General features: G+C 41.3%; 11 protein-coding genes. 3 read left to right on the top strand and 8 right to left on the bottom strand.

From position 1 onward, the window contains the following. Positions 1–21 precede the first annotated feature (21 nt). A complete protein-coding gene (locus tag H4O21_RS20270; RefSeq protein WP_182810722.1) occupies positions 22–474 on the top strand; it encodes a flavodoxin in 453 nt (150 codons plus the stop codon). Positions 475–581: 107 nt separating this feature from the next. Here the strand turns inward: H4O21_RS20270 and H4O21_RS20275 are convergent, their stop codons facing one another. After that, a complete protein-coding gene (locus H4O21_RS20275; RefSeq protein WP_182810723.1) occupies positions 582–1,289 on the bottom strand; it encodes a cytochrome b/b6 domain-containing protein in 708 nt (235 codons plus the stop codon). A 62-nt stretch (positions 1,290–1,351) separates the two neighbouring features. Next, on the bottom strand, positions 1,352–3,475 hold the full coding sequence (locus H4O21_RS20280; protein ID WP_182810724.1) for a protein-disulfide reductase DsbD family protein: 2,124 nt from the start codon (positions 3,473–3,475) through the stop codon (positions 1,352–1,354). Between the two features lie 308 nt (positions 3,476–3,783). Between H4O21_RS20280 and H4O21_RS20285 the strand changes: the two genes are divergently transcribed. Further along, entirely contained in the window at positions 3,784–8,532 is a 4,749-nt protein-coding gene (locus H4O21_RS20285) for a Mur ligase family protein (RefSeq protein WP_182810725.1), read from the top strand. Positions 8,533–8,707: 175 nt separating this feature from the next. On the opposite strand, the gene H4O21_RS20290 is transcribed toward H4O21_RS20285, so the two are convergent. Genes H4O21_RS20290 through H4O21_RS20300 form a run of 3 tightly spaced genes read right to left on the bottom strand, consistent with a single transcriptional unit; the run spans position 8,708 to position 13,033 of the window. Beyond that, a complete protein-coding gene (locus H4O21_RS20290) occupies positions 8,708–9,415 on the bottom strand; it encodes a phosphocholine cytidylyltransferase family protein (RefSeq protein ID WP_182810726.1) in 708 nt (235 codons plus the stop codon). Next, complete coding sequence (locus H4O21_RS20295) at positions 9,412–10,476, bottom strand: pyridoxal-phosphate-dependent aminotransferase family protein (protein ID WP_182810727.1); 1,065 nt, start codon at positions 10,474–10,476, stop codon at positions 9,412–9,414. Before H4O21_RS20295 ends, H4O21_RS20290 begins: the two co-directional genes overlap by 4 nt. Positions 10,477–10,510: 34 nt before the next feature. Further along, positions 10,511–13,033 carry an ATP-grasp domain-containing protein gene (locus H4O21_RS20300; RefSeq protein WP_182810728.1) on the bottom strand — a complete coding sequence of 841 codons (2,523 nt, stop codon included), beginning with the start codon at positions 13,031–13,033 and terminating at the stop codon, positions 10,511–10,513. Between the two features lie 90 nt (positions 13,034–13,123). On the opposite strand from H4O21_RS20300, the gene H4O21_RS20305 reads away from it, so the two are divergent. Next, entirely contained in the window at positions 13,124–14,293 is a 1,170-nt protein-coding gene (locus H4O21_RS20305) for a beta propeller repeat protein (RefSeq protein ID WP_182810729.1), read from the top strand. Positions 14,294–14,360: 67 nt separating this feature from the next. On the opposite strand, the gene H4O21_RS20310 is transcribed toward H4O21_RS20305, so the two are convergent. The 3 genes from H4O21_RS20310 to H4O21_RS20320 form a co-directional block, all read right to left on the bottom strand. After that, a complete protein-coding gene (locus tag H4O21_RS20310) occupies positions 14,361–17,066 on the bottom strand; it encodes a PEP/pyruvate-binding domain-containing protein (RefSeq protein ID WP_182810730.1) in 2,706 nt (901 codons plus the stop codon). A 120-nt stretch (positions 17,067–17,186) separates the two neighbouring features. After that, positions 17,187–17,579: an SET domain-containing protein-lysine N-methyltransferase gene (locus H4O21_RS20315; protein ID WP_182810731.1), complete on the bottom strand. Its 393-nt coding sequence runs from the start codon at positions 17,577–17,579 to the stop codon at positions 17,187–17,189. A 15-nt stretch (positions 17,580–17,594) separates the two neighbouring features. Then, on the bottom strand, positions 17,595–19,304 hold the full coding sequence (locus H4O21_RS20320) for an ATP-grasp domain-containing protein (RefSeq protein ID WP_182810732.1): 1,710 nt from the start codon (positions 19,302–19,304) through the stop codon (positions 17,595–17,597). Positions 19,305–19,400: the final 96 nt, after the last annotated feature.

Here is a 19,400-nt window from a genome sequence, read left to right on the forward strand (position 1 = left end):
TTATTAAAAGGCAGTGCTTTTATGGCAAAGATTAAAATACTGGTTGGCACGGTTTATGGTGGTGCCAGGGATGTCGCAGATGGAATTAAGCCTGTACTTGAGCAGAAAGGGTATCAGGTCGATATCACGGAAGACCCGGCTCTATCTGATTTAACGGACCCTGATAACACCGCTATCCTGATCAGTGTATCAACAACAGGCTCCGGTGATTTCCCACCCGGGTTTGATAAATTCTACTTCTCATTAAATGATCAGGGGGCATCACTGGGGCATTTGAAATATGGTGTGATAGCCCTGGGCGACAGTTCATACGATACCACTTTCTGCGAAGCCGGACGTAAGATAGATAATATCTTAGCCGAATATGGTGCAACACGGGTTGGCAGACGACTGGATATTGACTCAGCAGAACATTTTGATGCAATAGAACCGGCCATCAGCTGGATTGAGGACTGGACGACGCGTCTGGTCTGAGATCCGAAGCAAGGCCCCGGCACAGAACTTTTTGTTGAAATTACCAAATTCTCCAGCCAATGAATCGTTGGCCGGAGAATAACGAAATACTTGTATGCAGGTATTTGTCAAACCAGAATATCTTTCAATAACCACCACCCCAGCAGACTGAGACCACCAGTAACCAGCAGAAAACGTTTCACAGGTAGTTCAGATGAGCTATCACGTACTGTAGTATATTTAATCCCTGTAATCATACTGCGAATCAAGCGTTCTCGCTTAACCGCATCATGATAAAAAACAGCCGCCAGATGCAGAAGCACCAGCGCTATCAGATAGTCCGGCAAGGTAGTATGCCAGTCACTGAACAGAGCCACCATCTCCTCTTCCAGATATTCCACCAGTGGACCATCAATAAAAATATCATCTGTAGTGCCTAGGCCGCTGATGCCCTGAGCCAGCAGGATCAGCAACAGAGCCACCACCATCCAGCCCCCGACAGGGTTATGCCCGGTGTAATGAGAATCTGAGCGGACAGATAACACGTCAGGTATCGCTTTCAGCGTACTGAGTGGAGAACGGATAAAACTGGTAAACCGGGCATGATAACTGCCCAGAATCCCCCAGATGATCCGATAACTCACCAGTGCCAGTACGGCATAGCCTGCCAGCACATGATTTTCCATCTCGACGCCCTCAGTCCCACTCCACCATAGAAAACCGATCAATAGTGCCAGACTCCAGTGGAAAACCCGAATACTTATATCCCAGACCTTAACAGGCCGCAGATCATTCGACGATTGAGATGCAGAAGTCTCGGAGTTTGCCTTATCCATACCTTATTCCTTTATCTTTTTACTTACGTCTATGCTTTTAAAGGGGAAATATCCACTAAAGACTAATGTCCACGGGCCTTCTGAATCGCATTCAACACATCCTGCTGAGTCAGAATTTCACCGAGTAACACACCTTCAGGTTCAGCCGGGCCATACACAGCATTAAATGGAATACCAAATCGGTTGTGTTCATTCAGGAAGCTACTGATCGTATCATCCGGGCGGGTCCAGTCCCCTTGCATCGCGACCATATCAACGGCATTCAGCTGATTCTGTATCGTTTCAGTCTGAATAACGGCGACTTTATTCGCGACACAGGTGACACACCAACGTGCAGTAATATCCACAAAGACCAGTTTGCCTTCAGACACATGCTGACGAATACTTTCAGGCTTAAAGGCCTGCCAGTTCACAGTATCTTCTGTTTCCCCGGAGGCTAATACCGGTAATGGCGCAGCCGGTAACAGAGCAATGCTCAGCCAGGCGACCAGAGGTAATACCCAGAATAGCGGACGTATTCTGACACTGCCCCACCAGATCAGCATCACGGCGGCAATAACAGCGGTCCCCCATAGCACCACCAGATCAGATAACACCCAGAATAACCAGCCTGCTGTCAGCAACAGGCCGATCGATAATACCTTTTTCAGCGTCACCATCCATGGACCAGGTTTTGGCAACTTATGAACCCACTCCGGAACCAGAGTCAGCAGCAGGTAAGGCAATGTCAGACCGACGCCCATAGCAACAAAAATCATCAGAAGTTCCGGCGCATTCTGGGCAAAGGCAAAACTGATCGCTGTACCAAGAAACGGGGCAGAACAAGGCGTGGCCAGCAGGGTTGCCAGTGCTCCCTGAGCAAAAGACCCACTCAGTGAAACCGGGTTCTGCTGAGTAACCTCTCCACCCGAAGCCAGCCCGGCAATAAAACCGGGCAAGCGAAACTCAAACCGTCCCCACAAATTAGCGGCAAACAGAACGATAATAATCCCTAATGCGCCGATAAACAGCGGCTGCTGAAACTGTATCCCCCAGCCAACAACCTGACCGGCTGATTTCAGCGCAATCATGACACCAGCCAGTATCGCAAACGATGCGATAATACCGGCCGCTGTGGCAATAAAGCTTTTACGAATCTGAGAACGGGTAAACTCCTGATGACGAATCAGGTGCAGTACCTTGATCGATAATACCGGCAGCACGCAAGGCATCAGATTCAGAATCAATCCCCCGGTCAGAGCCAGCAACAGAATCAGTGGCAGAGAATAGTCTCCTCCCACAGCAACCGGCTGTAATTTATTCAGAGGAGCCGCCAGAGCCTGCCATTGCCCTGAAATCTCATAGGCCCCCAGATTAGTCCGCACCACCAGGTTAGCGGACTGCTGAATATCGGGCATACGTTTACGCTGAATAGAGAACTGTGCAATCAGTCTCTGTCCCTGCTGTACGATAACAGGTGCATCCAGTTCCGGTTCAGGCAACACCTCAGGAAACAGATCATCCACTGTCAGATTAGCCGGTAGTGTTAGCTCAACCTGTAATAACTTCTGCTGTTCATCCAGAGTAAACAGCGCCGTTTCAAGTCCGGCAACAGCTCCTGGAAGCGGAATCTGCGCTTTGAACTGATCAATCTCAAATGCAGCCTCAGCATCAGGTCGCTGATTATCTGCGGTCAGTTTTATGCCTGTTTTCACACTGGCCGGAATGCAAAGCTCACGACAAACCAGAATTCTGGCATCCAGATTAAGATCCGGTTCCGCCACAGACAGATCACGGGTCACCTTCAGAGGAAAAATCACCCGTTTTTCGTAGCCATATAATTGCAAACCCTGAAAATCCAGCCGGTGAGGTGCCGGATATAGCAGCTCAATGGATTTAATACCTGCTGATTGTTCCTGCCAGATCAGACGCGGCTTAATGCCAGCAGCACCAGGTGTCCTCCAGTACGTTTTCCAGCCCGGCTCCAGAGTCAGTTCAAGACCGGCAACAAACTCAGATTGCCCTTCGGCAACACCCGCCAGTAGAAGACGCCCCTGGACAGGTGGTTTTCCCTGCCATTCACTACTGGCAGCCAGAGCATGTACGGATAACACACTGATCATCAATCCCATGACAAGGGATATACAGATCGTCCACGTGGTCAGTAAGCGACGTGGCCATAAAAAAGATTGGTCTGATTTACTCAACTCTCTGAATCCTGCATCAATAAATCCATCCGGGCGGCAAGGATACCAGACCCGCAGCCCTCAGACACCGAACAGCGTAACAGGTTCAGCAAGCACGAATATAATTTCTGACCGGTTTACCGGATTGAATCCTCTGATATGAATCAAGCCTTTGAAAACTATCTGAAAAAAATATCGCTTATTGAATATCCAACTGAATCTGTATGGCAGAATGAGGTTTCGGTTAAACTGTGTTACAAATAATTTCAAAGCTATATTCAAGTGGACGCACCACCTGGTCCCGCTTATCAGAATGAATGGAAAATCAGATGTCTTTGTCTACGCTGCTCAGTAAGTTACAGCCCGAACTGGAAAAACATGTCACGCTATTACCTGCCCCCTGGCCAGGGTGCCAGTTATTTCTGTCTGTCAGTAACGGGAAAGAACGGGCTACTGTGATCAACGTAACAGGCGATAACTTTCATCACGCCTGGGAAAAGGGCACCCGGGAGCTGCAAAGAGTCGTCAAGCGCCAAAAGCTGAAAGTGAAGTGGCTGAAAGCAGACTGGACCAGAGATGTCACTGAGTTTGACTGGAAAACCTTTAAACAGCAGGAGCTGTTGCAGACAAAGCGTAACTACTACCGCTATGGCATCGCACTGGACCCAGAGCTTAAATACAGCTTTCTGGAACAGGAGCTGAATGGTAACGCCACCTTGTACATGGGCGGCAAACAGGCGATGGCTGAGTTGAATGAGAAAAACTTCACCCGCTATGCCCATCTGCGTTTCCACAAAAAAATTCCTCTGGATTTTTCTGATCAGTCCCTTGTTTACCGTCTGGATAACCAGGGAATATTCTGTTCCACAGAGGAAGAGCCTCAACTGTTATACGGCGTCAGTCGGGAAGCAGGCCGTCGTATTGTCGATGATCTGGATGAACACACTGCACGGCGTCTGATCACTACCAGTAGTGATTATCTGGCAAGTCAGGTACTCAAAAGCGGACGTTTTAACTACGGCTGGCATCCCTGCTTTGATCGGGCAATCAACACCTATAACACCCTGCGCCATGCCAGTAGCACCTATGCCATGCTGGAGGGCTGGGAGGTCACTCAATGCGATACTCTGCTGGAGTCCATTAAACGCTCACTACGCTACCTCAGCCAGGAACTGATTCAGATATATACACTGGAAGATGGCAGTCAGGCCGCTTTTCTGACTGACTTAGAGGACGAAATTAAACTGGGCGGTAACGCTGTTTGTCTGCTGGCGTTTACTAAATACACAGAATTGCTGGATGATCAGCAGTATCTGCCTTTGCTGGAGCAACTGGCACTGGGCATCCGTCATATGCAGAACCCTGATAATGGCTCTTTTGTTCATGTGCTGAACAGCAATGATCTGAGTGTTAAAGAAGCTTTCAGAACCATCTACTATGAGGGTGAAGCAGCCTTTGGACTGATGCGTTTATATGGCCTGACCCGTGATGAACGCTGGCTGAAAGTGGTTACGGATGCCTTTGAATACTTTATTGAAAAAGATCACTGGAAAACCCATGACCACTGGCTCAGCTATTGTGTTAATGAACTGACACTGTATCGTCCTGAAGCCCGATATTATGAATTTGGTATTAAGAACTTCTCAGGGCATCTGGATTTTGTGCTGGAGCGGATTACCACATTTCCAACACTGCTGGAGCTAATGATGGCTGCTCATAAGATGATTTGTCGTCTTCAGCAGCAACCCGAGTTCAGCTACTTACTTGAACAGATTGATCTGGAGAAATTTCATCAGGCCCTTAAGCACAGAGCCCACTATCTGATGAATGGCTACTTCTGGCCTGAGTACGCTATGTACTTCCAGAATCCGGCTAAAATTGTGGGTAGTTGCTATATCAGACACCATGCTTTCCGGGTACGTATTGATGATGTCGAGCATTATCTATCCGGATATGTTGCCTATCTGCACTATTATCTGGGTGTCGATACTCCGGCTCATGGCTCTCCTGAGCCTGCCCTGGAGGCTGAATCAGCACAAGATAGCTCAACCGTTCCTGTTCGTGCCCAATCAGAATCTACCTCTGTTCCAGCCAGAATTGAAATAGCAGAAGATCAGTTTATGCCTGCCCTGAACGAATTAAGACGCTTTGATCCTCGCCAGCTCTGGCGCTTTTTCGTCGATGGCCGATTCCACAAAAAATACAATGGCTGGACCGGCTATGAAGCCGGGGAGCGCGGCAGTATTCCTGCCCTTCTGAATGCATTCCGCTTCATGCTGGAAAACTTTGATCTCTCTGAAGGCCTGAAAGCCACTTATCTGCGCGAGCTGCATAAAGCCTGCATGATGGGCGTAGAAACCGCGAATAAAAAATCCAGTCCGGGCGATATCCGCTATCTCAATTCAGGCATGCCCTTCTTTGCCAAAAGTACTACTTATGAGCACCTGAAAGAGGTCTTTGAGCTTCGTCGCGGCGACGGCACTGTGATGTTTAACACAGCAAAATATGCCTATACCGCTGATGAGCTGGATGTTGATGAAATCTATCAGGCTCTGCTGAAAGATAAACGTATCAACTATCGCAACTGGTACCCTAATCTGAACCAGGAAGAAGAGCAGGCACTACAAGGCCAATCAACACTGAAGCGCTTCTATGAAGTTAAACACAAAGTTCAGATGCTGATGGTCGAAAAGACCCAGAAGATTGTCGATCGCTACAACAGCAATATTGCCAAGGCCAGAACAGAGGAAGAGAAACTCAGGGTTATTACACTGGTTTCCCGTGAAATGGAACTGCTGCATCCTTTCCCGGATGGCAACTGCCGAACGTTCTCTTGTATCCTGCAGACACAATTGCTGATGTTTAATGGCTTTTTACCCGCTATTCTGGAGAACCCGAATCTGGATAACGAAGTTTCTCACGATCAATGGATTGAAGAGGTCAGAAAAGGTATTAAGCGTACGGAACAGTTACTGGAAGATCCTGAGATCGCTCTGTTCAACTATTCAATCAATGATATGCCAGAGAAAGACCAGAAAGCCTTCCTTGATATGGCTGATCCGGTTATCAAATGGCTATCCAGTCATGAAGAATCCTGGCTGACGCCGGAGCGTCTGGAAAAGCTGTCTGGCGGCAGCTGGTTCAATATCAATAGAAATCTGAGATTTACCGGGGTGGGTGATTACAACACTTATCGTAGTGGCCAGATCTACTTTATGCTCAGTCTGGAAGAGTGGAAAGAAGAGGGCAAAGATCCTTTTGCCCAGATAAAAAATCTTAAATCGAAAGGCATCCGGGCTCTGGTTTCTGATGATCCGGCGATCACTGAACAGGATGACCTGCCTGTACTTCTGGTCAGTCATATCAGGGATTGTTACAACCATATCGCCACAGAAACCCGACAGGGCGTTAATCCCACTACTATTCTGGTAACCGGCACAGAAGGCAAAACCGGCTTTAAAACACAGTTGCATCATATCCTTCAGCCACAGATTCAATCTCACGCCAATATCAACAGTGCCAATACCGAAATACCGGTGCTGCGTTCTCTGATTAACCTGAGAAAAGACGATAAAGTCGAAATTAATGAAGTGTCTGTTGGAGGCAATGAAGCTTTAAGGCTGGAACGAAGTCATTGGGTGAACCCCGATATCTGTGTGTTCACTAACATATCCCCTAATCACATGGATATGCATAAAACGATCGACAATATCATTCATGCCAAGTCATCCGTGGTAGCTGGTTTACGTGATAACGGTCTGTGCATCATCAACCGGGATATGCCTTACTTCGAGCCTCTGAAGCAGGCTATTCTGGAACGTAATACCAGGCTTCAGATTCTGACTTTCGGATCATCAGCAGATGATGATGCCCAACTGATCAGCCAGACCTTTAACCAGGATAAATTCGGCTGGGATATTTCAGCTCGTATCGAAGATGAAAAACTGAACTATTTTATCCCTATGCTGCAGGAGCACGCAGGGCTTGCCAGTCTGCCCACTCTGCTATGTGTGAAAAAGCTGGGATTAAATGTCTCCGCCGCCGCACAGGCTTATGCCAGTCTGAAGCCTTATGAAACTATGGGCAGAATGGTACGGCTGAAAAAACCGCAGGGAGATATCCTGTTTTACGATCAGAGCCGACGTGGTGCTATAGGCGGCATGCAGTCTGCCTTCAACGATCTTTCCAGACTCAAAGTTAAAGGCAAAGTAGTGGCTCTGGTCGGTGGTATATCCATCAAGAAAGACAGTGACTGGACACGGGATTCTCATACCACGCTGGCAGAGATGATTAATCAGTCTCCTGTCGATAAGCTCTATACCACAGGTAATTTTATGCATTATGTGCATGATAATCTGGACAATAAAGCGATATACCAGCAGCATAGTGACGATCTGGATTTTCTGGCAAAAGAGCTACTGGATCAGCTGGAGCCAGATGACCTGCTGTTTATTATAGGCAGCGCCTACCTGTATCTGGGACGTGTTACCGATCGCATTCTGAAACAGGTACCTTACGAGATATTTAACTACAAAAAACCTCTGCTGAATAAGCCTGCACTGCTGCTTAACTTTTTCCAGCAGACTGGACACTGTATTGAACAGGAACATGGCTTAACCGATGTCTCTGATCAGTTGTCCAGAGGATACACCCCGGAAAAATGTAAAGCCTGGTTCTATAACAATACCAGCGATTCAAAAGAGAAGGGCCGGCAGGTCTTTGGTAGTTACTTTGATTTTGGCTCAGACAAATATTTGCTGCATATCGACTGTGCAACAATGAATATTCATCTGGGTCTTGTGCGCTATCAACGTACAGAAAACGGCGGCTATAAACAAAGTCGGATGACCGAGGAAGAATTTAGCAGTATCAATAAAACAATGAACTCTCATCTGAACAGTAAATACCCAATTCACTTCAGAGGCTGGGGAGGTAGCTGGTGTTCTATCGACTTCGGTAAGATGATTGATCCGGAAAATAACCAGAAACACAAAATTCTGAGTGACTTCAAAGAAACAGTTTTTTATTCAGATTGCCTGAAGCCTTTATTGGCAGCGGTTAAAGCATTACAGTCATAGCAACCTATGCTGTCAGCCTGAAAAGATAATAATCCTCACCGGCCAGCATAGTCGGTGAGGATTATTTTCGTTATTGGAAGGAAAATCAGGAAATTAAGCCGCTGAGCAAACGTTTCCCAGCTAATAATGACGATATTTTCCAGCCACTGACTGGAAAATATCACAATACTTCAGTTCAGGAATTTACAAACGCCTTAATACGCTCATAGTCCTCAATGTAATCAACTTCAGCCCAGAAGTGGCCATTAATATCATTAATGTGAATATCCACCCCCTCCTCTACTGTTCGATAAATCACATCTTCCCACCAGCAGGTGTAATCTTCATTCGTCACCGCATCAATCACCCTCTGACGGAATGGGTAGATATCATCTGCTTTCAGCACACCAATGCCCACATACTCCCCGGTGGTCTCTGCCGGAGTCAGCTCTTTACCGTATTTCAACAGTTTGTCATCCTGCCATTTAAAACGGTAATCCGCATCTTCGATACGGCTGCTATCAGAAATCATAACCGGGCTGCGCGTTTCTGACAGAATAATATCCAGTACACTATCTTCAATAAAGACATCACCATTCATGATCATGATATCGTCATCAGAGCTCAGAAAATCCCTGGCGAACCAGGCTGAAGAGATAGAATTTGCGACACGGAAGAACGGATTAAAATAACGAGTGTACGAACAACCTTCGAGGGCCTGATGAATATATTTTTCCTGATATCCGGTTACAATAGCAATATCAGTAATTCCCTTATTATTCAGCTTCTCAAACGTATGGCGAATCAGAGGCTTACCTTTCAGATCCACACAGCATTTCGGCTGCCCTTGCAAATGTCGACTGATACGGCTACCAACGCCTGCTGCCATAATTAATACTTTCATCGTTCTGCTCCGTAGTAATCGAATAAGGCATCCAGTAATTGGTCAGTGTACCGGATATCCATGCATCCCATATGAGACACACGAAACACCTTGTCTCTCAGTTCTCCACCATTCGGGGTAAGCACCATACCGTAATTCTGTTCCATATCCAGTACAACCTGAGCGGCTGATCGACCATCAAGCGGGCTCAGAGTCGTCATAGCATTAGGCATATACTGACTGTAAAACCCCAGCGGCAACGGTGATATCTGCTCTCTGAAATAATGTGCAATTTCTTTTGCCCGTTCTACTTCCTTTGCCAGGCCTCCATCTACTAACTGTCGAAGCCTGTGCTGTAGTTGCATCAGAATATTGATTGCCGGGGTAAAGGGTGTCTGCCCCCGCTCACCATCATTCAGGTAGCTGTGAAAATCAAAATACATAGAGCAGCGTTCATTCAGTGCCTCTATAGCCCGCGGGCTAAGAATGACCATACTTAACCCGGCATGTAAGCCCAGTGCTTTGTGAGAGCTGATAATTAACGCATCAATATTGAATTCCGTCATATCCAGCGGATCAGTCACAAACATACTGATCCCATCAACAATATTCAGTAAACCGTTCTCACGACAAAACTGTCCAACAGCCTGCAAATTATATAAACGCCCTACACTGGTCTCATGGGCATTGATCAATAAAGTACAGAAAGAATCGGCTGTACACTGATCTGCAATATCGGACAGATCGCTATCAGCTACGTGAAGAGACTGATAAGGCTTATGATGAATATCACACAGGTCAGCAAAACGCTGCCCGAAACTTCCACCGTTAACAACCAGCGTCTTTTGATCCGCTTTAAGCAAATTAATGACGGAGGCTTCCATCGCCCCGGTACCGGATGCGGTCAGAAAAATAGCACGACTGCCTTCAGGCGCATTCACACAGTCCAGCAGGTTAGTTTCACACTCTTTAACAACCTGTGAAAACCAGTCATTACGAAAATAGGGCGTTTGTTCGCCACCAATATCACATATATCCTGCTGCATGGGCACAGGGCCCGGAGTAAACAAATAACGACTCATAAAAAAGTTTTCTCATTAGCAGAGTGAATAAATATCAGGATGATAATGCATGCTTATCTGCTAGTTGGCAGTAAACATCGATAGCTTTCTTGAAATTTTTGCTATCTTTAATAAGGGTATAGCCCAGCCGGGTATTAATTTCGAAAATTTTTGGCACACCATTAACGACTTTATAATCAAAACAACACACCAAAAATTCTTCTTCAAAACTATCCATTATCTGACGAAAGATATCAACCAGTTTATTTTCGCATACATCCAGACTGATCATATTATCATTATAGCTAGCTGATCTAAGAACAAATAAATCATCAGAAAACTCTCGCTTATATGTTATCTCAAATAAAATTTCACCTTTGCTATAAATAAAATTACTGGCATATTCTGCTTTGCCTAAAACACACTCCGTCAATGAATACCCTTCCCCCCCATCTATACTTTCCAATTCAACCATATTATTAACAATAAAAACATTCTCTCCATTACCGCCTTTATCAATCTTATACACTACAGGAAATTCTATACCATTCTTTCCATCATATATTGCTGGAACATAACTAGAGAAGCCATTATTGACCATAAACTCATAAAATTTAGACTTATTAAAACACAAGTCCATAAAAGGCTTACTATTAAATAAAAACTTTAATCCAGCATTATGCAAAACCTCATTGTTTTCGATAAGAAAATATTGAGATCTAGCCACTTGAGCATAAATATATTCAGCACCAACTCTGTATAGATTAGGAATTAATTTATCAACACTATTAAAAGGAAAGAATTCAGATCTCATCCATTTATGTTGTGACAGAGCATTAATCCATTTATCATCAAAAACAAAAACTGGAGATTTATTTTTATTATATAAAGGAAAGACTGATGTCACATCCAGTTCTTTCCCAGAAGATATAACTTTTACATCCTGATTATAAATATCACACCTGCTATCTGGTAGAAATTCAAAATCACTATTATGGTCAATGTTTATAACCAAATAACCAGTTGATGATTTCAAAAGACCGATACTTGATATATCTTTCAAGTATTTATTACCATGAATAGCTAGACTACGATACTCGTCCCCCCATTTTACATTACCTACCTTATTTAATCTATCTAATCCCTTCAAAGATACTAGCCTATTAAAAGCAATACCAAGCATACCATTTACGGATTCAAGGTTAGATAATGCATTAATATCAGATAGCTGATTTGATGATAACGATAAGCTTGCCCCTACTTTTTTTAACTTCTCAAGACCACCAAGATCTAAAAGATTATTATGGTGCAAATAAAAAGATGATTTAGTTTCTTGAACACCATACAAAAAAGAAACTGAGTTCAACTTTTTATTATTGATAACCTTAACAAAACCAGAAATATATCCACCATCTAAAAAAAGGCTATTAAATCCATCAATCCGAACCAGCTCAGTATTAAAACTGATTTCGAGGCTGTTAATCTTTCTGAGCTGATTAAAACCCACGATCTCTTCTAATGATGAACACTCAGTAATTAGCAGTGTACCCGCAACCACTTCTAGTTGATTGAAACCTCCAAGAGAACACAAATCAGAAACAGAAATAGTCAGATTACCCTGCACCTCTTCAATATGCTGAAATTGAATCAGATCAGCTACTGTTTTTAATTCTATATCTCCTTTTACGGTCAGTTCAGATGAACTCTCAGATGAATAGATTTCCAGAGACTGAATAAAATTAACCAGCTCTGGTAGTTCATTCACAACCGTATTTTTAGCTATATGTATCAGTGCTTTGGCAATAATAATGTTATTGTGACGGCTTCGCTTTTCTTCTCTGGTCCAGGCATTTTTCTGGTGTGCTTTACTATTAGCTGATTTCAATTCGATAACACGGCATTGAAACTCACACTCCAGTAGCAGCTTACGAACAAATTCGACAGGCTGCTCAACAAAACTAAGTAAACGTCGCCAGAAATATTCAGCATCATGTGCACGTCGGAATAACGCCTGCAGCTGTTGGCGATCCTGAGGTAAAATCTCAACTTTTCCGGGGCGGCTATGGGTCAGGTTCTGGGCCCATCTGGCCAACCCTTCCATAAACCACATATTGTTAAAGTGGCAATAGTTGTACTGGAAAACATGAAATAACTCATGTATTGGTGTCCCCGTACCTAAAATCAGATTCCTGTCAACAACGATTCTGATGGATTGACCAATCAGAAAATCTTCCTCTTCAAACAAATCACCTTGATCAATCAGTTCTGCAGAGACAAGCCCTCTTTGTTGAGGAATGTTATCCAGCAAGACATCAATATAGCGAGCTCCTTTTTCGTGAAATATGCCCTCTTCTACAGGACTTTTAAACCCGCATTCCCTGGTAAAAATTAAAAAAGCTTCTGAAAAACTGTCCACCAGACTCAGGATATAATCCGGGATATCCTTATGCTTATTGAAGGTCAGAGATGCTGGTGAACGAGCACTTCCATCTAAACTGAAAAAGAAGCGAAAAGGATACTGCATCAGACACTTCTCATAATCGGCCTGAAGGTTGAGAACAGTAAAATCCAGGTTCATACTAGTACACTCTGATAATTAGCCTGTAAAGATATAACCATCATACACCATGGTATCTTTGTGAGCATCTGTAACTGACTGGAAGCCGTTATGTATATAAGAAAGACTCTGGCAGCATGCACCCTGTTTCTGGCCACCCAGGCTTCAGCCAATGAGCAACTGGAGTTTCTGGGAACACCCTACATGGATACCTATCCTGGCGGCGACCAGACATATGCCAGAAATGTATGGGATATGCAGCTCTTCAATGATCGAATTTATATCGGAGCTGGAAACAGTAGCAATAGTGGGCCTGCAGCCAATGCAGGCCGGGTCCCGGTAATCTATTATTCGATAACGGAGAATAAATTCGTACACGAATATACAGCAGCAGAAGAGCAGCTTGATAAATTTAAAGAGCAGGATTCAATTCTGTTTCTGCCTGGACATGATGCAACACAAAAATGGACTCTCGGGAATATTTACTACAATACAGGCTCTGACTGGGTTAAGAAAAGAACACTGCCTGAAGCATTGCATGTTTATGATATCGCAGTCATTGGCAACCAGGTATTCGCTGCTGTTGGATTAAATGGAAGCGGGGCAGTTTATATCAGTGAAGATAATGGTAACACCTGGTCATCTCATTCTCTGGGAAGTGGCAGAGTCTATTCTTTTATTACTTTCCGAGGCCAACTATTTGCAACCCGTACATTCAGAACAGACAGTCCGGATAAGGTCAGCGTTTATAAATGGAATAATATTTATTCATCTTTCGAGCCCAGACCTGACCTAAATACCAGCTCTTTATTTCCCTCGACAATTATTGGATCAGATTCCGTAAAAATTTTTAATAGTGAAACCAGTGATAATAGCACAATATATCTGGCAGGCTATAAGCATAACGACCATCAGAACAAACCAATTTCGGCTTATTCTATAACAATGAAAACGGAAAGCTCCGCGACTGTTGACAAGGTTAAACTACCTGTAGGTTATACCCCTCGTGATGTAATATACAGAGATAACCAATTTTACATCCTGGCAACAGATAAAACCGAATCAGGGTATAGTAATGCTGTTTTTGCTGGTAGTCCGGGGCAAAAGAGCAGCTGGAGGCAGGTAGTTCAGTTTAACTACCCTTCTTTTTCACGAAGCTTTGAAAAAACATCCAATGGTTGTTTCTATTTTGGTATTGGCAGTGAGATTGAATCCAGCAGTAACTGGAGCTTTGATGAATTAAAATCAGAGACAGGTAATATCATGCGAATTTGTATCTAAAAGATATATAAATGATAGGTATCTTCTTACATAACATATAGAATATACCTATCATACTTATTCGTCTTTAACTTTTTTTTGAGCTAATCCAAGGTCGAAGTTGCTTAACATGCAACTCCCCTTCTTTAGTTATTTTAAACTCTATTTCCATAGCATATCTTTTACCAAGATTATTATTATAATGATCCTTAATACACTCTAAAGCATATAATAAGTCATCCAAAATTCTTCCTGAAATAATTTTCTCATCTCCAGGTATTAAATTCGACTTCCTTAAATAATGTATACTGTATCCAGACTTATTTTTAATTATACTTATTTCTTCAGGGCTTGAACCTTCTCCGGGATTTGTAACCAATGCTTCTCCGTACTGTACATTTATATAAAACCCATCTTCTTTTTCATTAATAATATTTTTAGTTACGGCAACACCATTAGCTTTTTCTTCTTTATATCTAGGATGAACACAAACTCCCATCAAGGTATCAAAATGATTAATACCGTGTACAATTCGCTCTTCTACAGCGCGATAATTCCATACACTTGCCCAGACTTTCTTTATTGATTCAGCAATTGAAGTATTTTTATTTTTATGGCTGTAAGAATCATATAAACCCGCCCCGCTGAAATCAGCTATATCTTCACTGTTAGCACTTGAGCGACACCTCAAAACAGTCTCTTCAGGATATTCATCTACAAGATTTTTTAAAGCATCAAGCATCCATTCAGGTATAGCAGCCTGTTTTATTTTTTTCTTTATTATTTTGAGAATTTCTAGTTTAATGGAGCGGTTATCTATTTTATGATAATCAGACATAGAAATTGAAATAAACCCATATAAATCATTAAAAACCATAAACTGTTCATAATAAAAAAATGGGATTGCAAAAGCATCTGGAGTTGATGCACCATTTAAATGATGATATATCTCGCCTAAATTAGAAGATTTTGCGCCATATGTAGTCTGATCAGATAAGCCAATATCTTTAATATTCTTAATTGTTCTATCTTTTAAATTATAGATATCAATCTGTCTTTTCTCATAAAGACCAATATTTTTATCCAGGTCATTTTCTGCCAGTGTTATGTAAACATCCCGGTTTGTTACTTCCAACCTGACATATTTATCCTTTAACTCTAAAAACCTACTAATTAAATGAGCCTCTCTCAAATAACAATTTGGGATATTATTTTGATTAGCGATCAGGTTAATATGCGACAATGGTGTTTGCGGCCTACTTGTTATTATTCCTGACACATGACTAATATGGTTAGGTAACTCCCTCAAAATAACAATATCGTCAGAATTCACATTTTCATCTGATGGAAATCGCAGCCATCCATATGTGACTCCTGAATTCATAGGAATAAAATTAGCTTTTTTGAAAAGCTCTTCTGTATACACTAAATCAATATATTTACCAAAGTTTTCTTTTTTTACTTGTTTTTCTAAATATGACCCAGCTACATGCAAGAAAGAATTATTAACCATATTACCAAATGATTTAAACATTAATTCACAACACAACCTTATCTGATTTATATTTATTTCATCAGACGGCCAAAAGCTGATCCCATAATACAGATTGTTTGATGAGATGCCATTCTCATGATAGGTGAGTGTTCCAGATATGTTATTTTTATTTTTTTCAAAATAAGTAATATCATCAAATTCTTTCAGGGTTATTTCTTTTTTCAGTACATCACGAAAAAAGACATAATGATATTTATATTTTTTCGTATTTATCCAAAAAAACTCAGGAGAAGAACTATTTATATTGACAATAATAAACTTACACTCTCGTACTGAAAAGTAGCCTCCTAATAAAGAATAATTTGACAAATCAAAAAAATCATCAACTGTATTTATTTGTTTTAAAAAATCAACTTCTACTACTCTATCACCAATATATTTCTCTACAGATGTTTTTTTACTGATGAATTTTATATTATTTTCCAAAAAGACAGATGGAGATGAAGGAGTTATTTCAAACTGATTAGCATCATCACAAATAATAATACATTCAGACATCACCTTTAAATTAGACAGTCCAGATATATCTGTAAGGTTTTCATTCTTATCAATCGCCAGAGTTCGGTATGCCCCATTCCACTTTACTGTCTTAAGACTGGAAAGATTTTCCAGGCCACTCAGGTTTTTTATTTTATTATTAACCAGCCCGAGCATTCCATTAACTTTTCTTAGTGATGACAAAAAGTTTAGATTCTCAATATTATTTGATGATAAAGAAAGGCTAGCTCCGACTGACTCTAATAATGATAGCCCATACAAGCTTCCAATTTTATTATGATGCAAATACAAAGATGACTTTGTGCTTTTTAAACCATATAAGAAATCAATATTCTCTAAATTAAAATTTTTCGTTATTTTAATTTGCTCTATTTCTTCATCATTTTCAAATAAATTTGTAAAGCCATAAATTTTAATCAATGACAGATTGTTTTCAATGATTATTTTATTAACTTCTTTTAAATTCTGAAAACCAGTTACATACATAAGGCTTTCACAGTTTGAAATTCTGAGTGAACCTACTTTTTCCAGGTTATTAAACCCTCCCAGTTCAATAAGATCGACTTTATCAAAAAAAATTTCTCCATCCACAAATACAATTGAGTCAAAAAAAGGCAATTGTTCTGGCTCAATTTTTCCTCTAATATATAGATCTCCTTTCACACGATAATCATTATAATCAAAGTTAGCTGTATCACAGCCAAACCTAGCTAAAAAACGATCAAACTCTAAGATATTCATAAACAGCTTTTATTAATTAAATAATATTATAGTTATATAAAATATAGTACAAAAATTAAAATTTTCCAAAAAAAAAAGCCTTACCAAAGGTAAGGCATTGTCAGTAAGCTACTACAATAATCAGATCACCTTTCTCCCGGATATATATCCCCGGCACACAGGTGAACCGCAACCACATTGAAAGTCTTTAAATAATAGGTCTTCTGTTTGCTCATAATCCATACTAATAAAATCTCCGGCAATTATCTCTTTCCGACAAACAAACTGTTGGCTATCAGGAATAACCCAGCAGTTTGGATCGCAAGAATGCTGTACATAACCAGCAAGAGGGTGATCTATATATACCCCATCACAAACTTGTAATGTATGTTGAGTTTGATAATCCAGAGTAGTGCCATCTGAAAAACTGAAGAGAACCTCACCTTTTTTAAAGTTTTTATGGCAGACAACCGCCATGCCATATTTTTCTGTTTCTACAACACTGAAACAGTCATCACTATACAAAACAACCATATAACCACCCTGAACTTAATTAATTTTTGTATTTATAAAATCTTGTCTGTACTGGTAACCATAGTTGAGTGCATTCTCTATCATAGGGTAAGTTGGATATCTTTCTGCACCATTCCAGTTGACTTCACATATAATTAATTCGCCTTCTCGTCGAAATATATCTACCCTTAGATGATCAGCTTTAAATATTCTTGCGACTTTTTCAGCCATAGTTAAAGCTTCTCTCCACCAATCAGGTAATGGAGTGCCAATATTTGTCAGAGGATTACCATCCTGGTCAAAGCAGGGTAATCCATGGCTTCTTATAAAGAAGCAAACTACCTGACCAAAAACGACAGAAAATTTAATTTCAGTGGCATCTTCTATAAGCTCTTCCAGAATAACTCCAGGAGGGATAGCATTACTCACCCAATCCTCATGGTATTGCTGGTTATTCCAGTGATTTCTTATTTCTTTTTCCAGATAGGCAAAATCAACAGATTTGCCTGTCATATAATTACTACCTGCCGTTTCATTTGGGGGAATATGTACACCATTTTGTACTCTGTATACCCCTATACTATCCCCTAAATGACTAACCTTCAGAACAAATGACTTCAGCCCCTCTTCATATACCCTTCTTACGTTATGGAAAAAAGATTCGTCCAGCCGATTGGAATACAGTTTTACAGGCATTCCCTTAATACCGTACTCCTTTAAAAGGTGATACATATGAATTTTGTCGCCAATAGTTGCTAGTTTAATCCTTCTAAGCTGACGACCTCGGCCACCCAGGCCTCTGGCAGCAATAAACTCCTGATAGGTCATTCCAGGATGCCATATATCATCAAGACAGAATTCAGGGTTTATATTTAATATTCGATAATGCAAGTCATCTAACTTATCCATTAGCAAAGGTCTTATCAAATCACTTTTAAGACCTCTATCGTTATTCGTTGATATTTCACTCTTTATCTTTGAATAATTTCTGACAACAGCAACTTCCTGGAAATCAACACACTCCCCTCCGACACCTGCTTCAAAATGATTAGAGATGATAGTAATTCGTAAAAACTTTGCTGAAACATTGTTGAAGTGGAATAGTTCAGCATCAAAAGGGTTTTTATTGTTTGCTGTTCTCTGGATAGGTACCGATAATCCCAACTCTTCAAAAGAGTTTCCCGTCTGAATCAGGAAATCTTTAATAGAATTACCAAAGAAGCGACGGCTTGGCCAAAGTGCAATAGCATCAAACTTCTCTTCAAATTCCAACTCTATATCAATCAGAATAGGTTGTTCAAAATCAAAATACCTCGTACCTGACTTACCTACTTTTTTAGTTGACCAGAAATTTCTTGAAATACTACTATAAGGAGGAATATGTTCGAAGCCTTTTCCTTTTCCCTGAATTAGATTGGACACAGGATGAAGATCATTACTTACAGCATTTTTTACTTCAATTTTTTTGATTTTCGGAAAGTCATTTGCTTTATATGACTGATAAATATCCTGATTATTTTTGTCTCGAAATATAACTGTATTACTAAAAAATGCACTATCATTATCTGGCAGTTTTTTTTCCATTACGTCAGAATCAGATACCATAATGATATAGTCATCATCTGCTTTAACATTGCTTAAAGCAGAAATATCTTTTAGTTTTTCATTATGGCTTATTGCAATTGTTCTTTCCTTACCATTCCAGATAGCTGTATTAACTCTTTGTAACCCTTCCAGCCCTTCCAAATTAGTTAGTCAGCCCTGAAAAGCCCTTAATAGACTGTTTTTAAAACAAATTAGCTATTCAGGCATGGATCATTTCGACCAGGAGCGGTAAGCTGT

This window comes from Oceanospirillum sediminis, assembly GCF_014164585.1.
Taxonomy (GTDB): Bacteria; Pseudomonadota; Gammaproteobacteria; order Pseudomonadales; family Halomonadaceae; genus Oceanospirillum; species Oceanospirillum sediminis.